6 protein-coding genes are annotated in these 6,114 nt (G+C 54.9%); 2 read left to right on the plus strand and 4 right to left on the minus strand.

Annotated elements, in window-relative coordinates:
* Both ASD67_RS10680 and ASD67_RS10685 read left to right on the plus strand, forming a co-directional pair.
* Nucleotides 1-1,422: DUF6538 domain-containing protein (locus ASD67_RS10680; RefSeq protein WP_235535631.1), on the plus strand; the 1,422-nt coding region annotated here is incomplete at its 5' end.
* A gap of 43 nt (nucleotides 1,423-1,465) precedes the next feature.
* Nucleotides 1,466-2,641: a Shedu immune nuclease family protein gene (locus ASD67_RS10685; protein ID WP_056346662.1), complete on the plus strand. Its 1,176-nt coding sequence runs from the start codon at nucleotides 1,466-1,468 to the stop codon at nucleotides 2,639-2,641.
* Between the two features lie 517 nt (nucleotides 2,642-3,158).
* On the opposite strand, the gene ASD67_RS10695 is transcribed toward ASD67_RS10685, so the two are convergent.
* From ASD67_RS10695 to ASD67_RS10710, 4 genes are all read right to left on the minus strand, one after another.
* Nucleotides 3,159-3,749, minus strand: coding sequence for a recombinase family protein (locus ASD67_RS10695; protein WP_056346671.1), 591 nt, complete (start codon nucleotides 3,747-3,749; stop codon nucleotides 3,159-3,161).
* An 87-nt stretch (nucleotides 3,750-3,836) separates the two neighbouring features.
* Nucleotides 3,837-4,385: an SHOCT domain-containing protein gene (locus ASD67_RS10700; protein ID WP_082545014.1), complete on the minus strand. Its 549-nt coding sequence runs from the start codon at nucleotides 4,383-4,385 to the stop codon at nucleotides 3,837-3,839.
* 95 nt (nucleotides 4,386-4,480) lie between these two features.
* Entirely contained in the window at nucleotides 4,481-4,987 is a 507-nt protein-coding gene (locus tag ASD67_RS10705; protein ID WP_156377651.1) for a hypothetical protein, read from the minus strand.
* A gap of 108 nt (nucleotides 4,988-5,095) precedes the next feature.
* Nucleotides 5,096-5,719, minus strand: a complete 624-nt coding sequence (locus ASD67_RS10710; protein ID WP_156377652.1) for a hypothetical protein — start codon at nucleotides 5,717-5,719, stop codon at nucleotides 5,096-5,098.
* Nucleotides 5,720-6,114: the final 395 nt, after the last annotated feature.

Consider the following 6,114-nt stretch of genomic DNA (forward strand, 5'->3'; position numbering starts at 1 on the left):
TGCTACGGTAAACTGCTACGGAATTTGCCCCGTGGCATGCTTCGACGAGGCCGCAAAATCTACTATCGCCACACTGTCCCGGCGAATGCTCAGCGTCTATTAAATCGTCTCGAAATCTGGCGGTCGCTGCGCACTGACAGTCTCGCCGTTGCCTTGCGTCGATTGCCGGGGGTGGTTGCCCGGATCGAGATGGAGATTGAGCACGCTCGCGCGATGGCAGGCTTACCGGTCGATGCGACGCTTATCCGACCGTTGAAGGACGATCCCATCGCGTATTCCATTCCCATGCCGGTGGCGTCGATGGCTGTTGAGCGAGTCCAGCCTGACACCCCGCTCACGCTGGCCGAGGCGTATCGTAACTACATCGATGACCCCACGCGCGCATGGACCATCAATACGCGGGAGGCGTATGAGACGAGCCGGAAGCTAGCCCTCGCAGTGATCGGTGAGACCGTTCCCATCGCATCGATCTCACGCGCACATTGTCGCGACATGCTGGATTTGCTGCGCTTCCTTCCCGCCAACGCGGTCAAACTCTTCCCCAAGCTCTCCCCGCGCGAAGCGGCTGAACGGGCCCGCCTGCGCGGCGACATCAAGATCATCAGTGCGGCGAACGCCAACTCGCTAATGACGAATATGAGCAGTTTCCTGAATTGGGCGGTCAACGAGGAACTGCTCTTGCGCAACCCGGCGCGCGGGCTGCGTCTGCCTGATCCGATAAACAAGCGCGACAAGCGCCTACCGTTCGACGGCGAGCAGCTTCACGCCATATTTAACGCACCGCTCTATCGCGGCTGCCTTGACGGGGGGCGAGGCTACAATCAAGTCGGTAATCAGCGACCGCGCAACGCGCGATTCTGGGTGCCGTTGATCGCGTTGTTTACCGGTGCGCGGCTCGGCGAAATCTGCCAGCTTGATACCACCGACATTCGCACCATCGATGGCGTCGAATGTATCGTCGTAAGCCTGCGCTCACTGGTCGGGAGCACCGACAAGCAGTTGAAGACCACCGCCAGTGATCGGCTAATTCCAGTTCATCCGATCCTCATCAACTGTGGACTCCTGCATTTCGCTCAGGCGAAGCGCGAGGCTGGTGAGAAGAAGCTGTTCGACGATATCGAGACGGGATCGACCGGTTCGCGTCCCGTCGCCTTCAGCAAATGGTTCACCCAATTTCTGCGAGCCAGTGGCGCAAAGCGGAGCCGCACATCGTTCCACTCTTTTCGCCACAACTTTAGGGACGAGCTACGCGCGGCGCGAACCGATCACGATATTTCTCTGCTTCTCGGCGGTTGGACAACTGGTTCATCGCGCTCCGCCGTTCACGATAACTACGGAAGCGGCCATCGTGTTACGGTCTTGAATGAGGCGGTGCGAAAGCTCGCGTTCGAGCAAGTCGATGTAGAGCATTTGGTTCTATAAGCGGCCACTTGTTATTCGGCTAACAACCCCTCATCATCCGCCGATGACCGACAACCATGAGTTCTTTAAATTGCGGCGCGAGGGGAAGACCTACATCTCAAAGGTTTTCACTTATACCCGCAACAGCGAGCCCATGCGAAATGTTATCATCGTATTAGAGGGCTCCGACGTTCTGCATCTCGGTGAGATAGAAGGTGCGCTGCGTCTCCGGATGTCGGGCACAAAGCGCAAAACACAGGTTACGGCCGTGGTCTCGCAAGACGACAAATCTATACGTCGTGTGACGCTACAAACCTTCCAGTCTCGCGGAAATGAGGATTGGTATCAGGGATATGATGAACATAGCTTCACGTTGAGGCAGGATGAGTATCAGCGCTTAACGAACTTCCTAAACGAAGTGGACTTCATCGACCTGTCCAACCCGGACGGGTTTCATATCGAGGATATGTCTGGGGGCGCTCGTCGTAGGGCTATTGTAGACGCTGTTGACGGAAATCTGATCGAGCAAGTCCGTTCGATGAACTCCGCCGACCGAGCCGCACTTTTGGGCGCGTTGAGGAATACACTTACGCCTGACGAGATCAATGTGCTCCTCGGGCGTCGAGCGGCGCTCGAAGAGTTCGAAAGGGAAATGAGGGCAGGGGAGTGGCCCGAACTCCAATGGCAGGAATTTTTCGAACGCCAGCCGTGGGTATTCGGTTACGGGCTTCACTACCGGGTGATGCGGCCCTTTGACCGCGAGATGACCGTCTCCACCGGAGGTGTCGACAATCGGGAAAAGAGTGTCATCGACTTCCTTATGCAGTTCACCGATTACACGGTGCTGGTAGAGATCAAGAGGCCTGACACGCCCATTTTCAAGGCAGTGAGAGGAAGCGAGAGCCGCTCCGGCACACATGTGTTCAGCGACAAGTTCACAGGAGCAATTTCTCAGATACTTGAGCAGAAAGCCGAGTGGCTGAGCTTTGCGGAGATGGGCAGCCATTATTCTCGTGACGGCACGAAGCCGCTCATGACAAGAACGCGCAATGCCAAGACAATCCTCGTCATTGGCTCGCGTGACGAATTTGCAAAAGCACCCAGCATTCGGGATAAGCGGATCATGCAAGACACTTTTGAACTGTATAGACAGGACCTGCGGTCTATCGAGATCATTACCTTTGATGAACTGCTCGACCGGGCGCAGTTTATTATTCGCGACACGTCTGCGCCTGAATGAAACTGGGTTCGGGCAGCCACTGGTAACTGGCTTCGCATCATTGCGGCCGTGAACTTCGGTAAGCTCGGCCTCAGCGAGCCGACCTAACACTGTCCTCGATACCGACCGTTTTTCGGGATTTTCTGGCTGATGATGGGCCATTTTCCCGNTCGCTGTCGGGCGAACGGTTCGAGTCCTCCATCTTAGCGATATTTTCTTGTGGTTTTTCAGCGCCGGTCTGTTCGAGTGCCAGAAGAGGACTCACATCATCACCGTCTTCCAAAGCCCCCTCAGACGCTTCCTGATCCTTCGAGCGTCTCGGCCTACTTTCGATCAACGGTGCGCCACGATCATCCCCATCAGCATTTCCCGAGGCTGCCCGATCGTCCTTCGAGCCTTCTTCGATGCTGACAGTCATGATGCTCTCCATGATTTCGGTTATCGTTATCTGAAGTTTGATCGCTGATCATCGTGACGACGGCGGTGATGATGTTCGGGACGATCGTGTCGGCGATGACCGTTTTGGTGATGCTGTTGGTCAGGCGGCTTCGGCCATCTTCATCTTGATGCGGTGGACGGTGCCGACCCCAACCTTGAGCCGCTTGGCGGTGGCATTGATGGAAGTTCCCGATGCGAGCGTCCGTTTGATTTTCTCGACGATGATTGGAGGCAAGGATGGGCGACCGGCCTTCTTATCACTACGCGCCAACCCTGCCATGATCCTGCTTCGGATCATCTCGCGCTCAAAATCCGCAAAGACGCTCAACATGCCGAACATCGCGCGCCCGCTCGGCGTGCTCGTGTCCAACGCTTGCTGGTGCAAATACAGATCGACGCCCTTGGCATTAATCTCGGTGAGGAAGCCAACAAGATGTTGCAGTGAGCGTCCAAGCCGATCGACGGCCCAGCTTGCCACCATATCGATCTCACGACGAGCGACCGCCTTCATGAGCGCATCGTAACCGGGACGTTGGTCACGACCTTTTGAGCCTGAGATTCCATGATCGGTGAACTCGGTGATGATCTCCCACCCATTCCGCTCGGCAACAGCGATAAGCTCGCGGCGCTGGTTCTCGGTGGTCTGGCTATCTTGCGAGACGCGGGTGTAGATGGCGATGCGTTTGGTCATTCCAGAAGAATCTCACAGTTCTGGAATGCGTCAAGAAAATGCTGAACCACAATCCGCTGGCCAACAAAGAGAAAATCGTTAATTCGTCTAAATCTGACTTAGCAGTTCCGCCTTTTTTGCCGTGAACTCTTCATCCGTGAGCAACCCGGCATCCCGAAGCTCGCCGAGTCGAACGATTTTATCCATGGGAGTATCGGTTGTAACGCTTCGCGTAGAACTCATCTCTGCATTATTCTGCGGCTGGTGAATTATTTCTTGTAGCGCGTGAAGCACGTCATCACCACGCCGCTTGTCCGCAAACCGAAGCTTCAACGAGTCATTTGTCGTATTTACGGTGGCATCTAGAAACATGATGCCGCGCTTCGCTTCGACGCTGCTAATTTTATCAATTGGTATTGGTTCCAGCATGTCGCCTAGCTTTCCAGCACGAAAGAAAATCAGCCGCATTGACGTCAAGACGGCTATGCCCTCAAACGTAGTGCCGATACGGAAGCTTGGTGCCCAAACTATGACAGCCTCGCCCGATAGCATGTGGTTTGCATCGAGCTTTTCTAGGTGTTTGTTTGGCTTGCCGCCCGCCATCCGGCGCGTGATAAATTCGTCTGCGCCTTCATCGGGTTGAGGATTCTTCGACATTGATCATCTCCACAAAATCAGAATTTTGCACGGCTCCAAAGCTTGTAGACGCATAGAAATCGGTTGGGAGCGTCAGTCGAGTGCTCGCTGATCATCTATTTCGCGAAGGGATCGGAGCGGTCTTCCTTGAGGGCACGATTGGCGCAATTGAGCAATGACAGCATAGCTTCCCTCGAACCTCGAAGGGTAAAGGAACCTAGGTTGATATCGTCGGCACGCAATGTGAACGCGTTAGCGAACGCCCAGCTTGTCAGAAAATCGTCCTTGTGTTCCTTGGCAAAGCTCGTCCGAAACCCGATAGGCCCATCGGTTCCGATATCCGCTTTCTCGTCAAACCATTCATCATATTCGACGTTACCGGACATTTGGATATGCATGTTTATGGTTCCGCCTTCCCGCTCAGCGAGAGACTTCCAATGTTCGTTGAATAGGTAAAGGCCAATCATATCCGTTCGCCAGTCGAGCGTGATGCCGATAATGGTATCGTCCTCAAATGACGTGATCGCCGAACAATATCCGTCAGATTTCGCTACCTCCCAAGGAGGCACTGCAACAGCGCTCGTGGAGAAGCTCAGGGCGACAATCGTGTAAACTAGGCGCATCACGTTATATCACGTCCTCCCCTTGATCGTCTTCGATGCAAGTCCTAATCGCCGAAGCGCAAGCGATCAATCCTGCGGGGAGCATCACTTTATTCTTCTGCGCGACCATCACTTCCACTCCAGTCCTGCCGTGTCGAACATGAACTGCTGCCGTCCCTGCTGATAGAACTCGGCTTCGATGATGACCTTCTTCGACTTCTTCAGGTTCGCGAGAAAGCCGGATTCGTTGCGGATGAAGGCGACATCCGAACTGCCGTCGCTCGCGCCATCACACCCATAATTTTTGATGGGCTGATCGTCGAACTTCACTGAAATGTGACCGTCGCTGTAGCTGCGACACAGGATTTGCCCACTATCCACACTGAACATGATGTTCAATCCATCGGTGGGGCGCTTGCGGACGTCGAGATATCCGCCCACCGTCCCATACGGAAATTGAAGGTTCACTTCGTTCAAACTCGTAACCCGAGCAGTCTTGGTGACCGTGCCGCGCATCTGGTCGATCTGTTCGTCGTAGGTCCATTTCGACGGGGGAGCCTTCGGCGCGACATCTGCGGCAGTGCCGCTCTCGGCAGATTTCTCTTCAGGTGCCTCGACTGGTGCTTGTTCTGATACCGCCTTGGGATCGGCGAACGAGCCAACAAGGATAAGCGATACGAGCGCGGCGACGGCAAAATGCCACCGTTTCAAATCACCGACGTAGGGTTTGAAAATCCCGACGACCGCCGCCAAGAAAATGATCGAAAAAAGTCCAGACACGTCCGCCCCCGCGTGTTTATTTTGACGTCAGATGGTTACCGGCACATACGTTAAAGTGCAATTACGGCGACGGCGACGGCGACGGCGACGGCGACGGCGACGGCGACGGCGACGGCAGCGACGACGACCATATTATGTCGAAAATGGCAGTAAATTTCCCAGCGTGTAGCTGATGTAGTGTATTGCGGTGAGCTTCGGCCTCGGCATCTTGGACACAAAAGATTATCGCAAAGCCATCCGTGAGACGAGCAACGAAGCTCTGTTCCAATCGAGTTTCGGGAGGCACGCTTCTCTCGCAGATCAGGCAGACGGTTAACGACCTATTTCGCAACCACTCTGTTTCGGAATGGCCAATATCGGTTGGGAGG

Source organism: Sphingopyxis sp. Root1497 (genome assembly GCF_001427085.1).
Lineage (GTDB): Bacteria > Pseudomonadota > Alphaproteobacteria > Sphingomonadales > Sphingomonadaceae > Sphingopyxis.

Bases quoted from the DNA above. Each gene is read 5' to 3' on its own strand.
- ASD67_RS10705 (WP_156377651.1), bottom strand. From the start codon at position 4,987: ATGCGCCTAGTTTACACGATTGTCGCCCTGAGCTTCTCCACGAGCGCT.
- ASD67_RS10695 (WP_056346671.1), bottom strand. From the start codon at position 3,749: ATGACCAAACGCATCGCCATCTACACCCGCGTCTCGCAAGATAGCCAG.
- ASD67_RS10700 (WP_082545014.1), bottom strand. From the start codon at position 4,385: ATGTCGAAGAATCCTCAACCCGATGAAGGCGCAGACGAATTTATCACG.
- ASD67_RS10685 (WP_056346662.1), top strand. From the start codon at position 1,466: ATGACCGACAACCATGAGTTCTTTAAATTGCGGCGCGAGGGGAAGACC.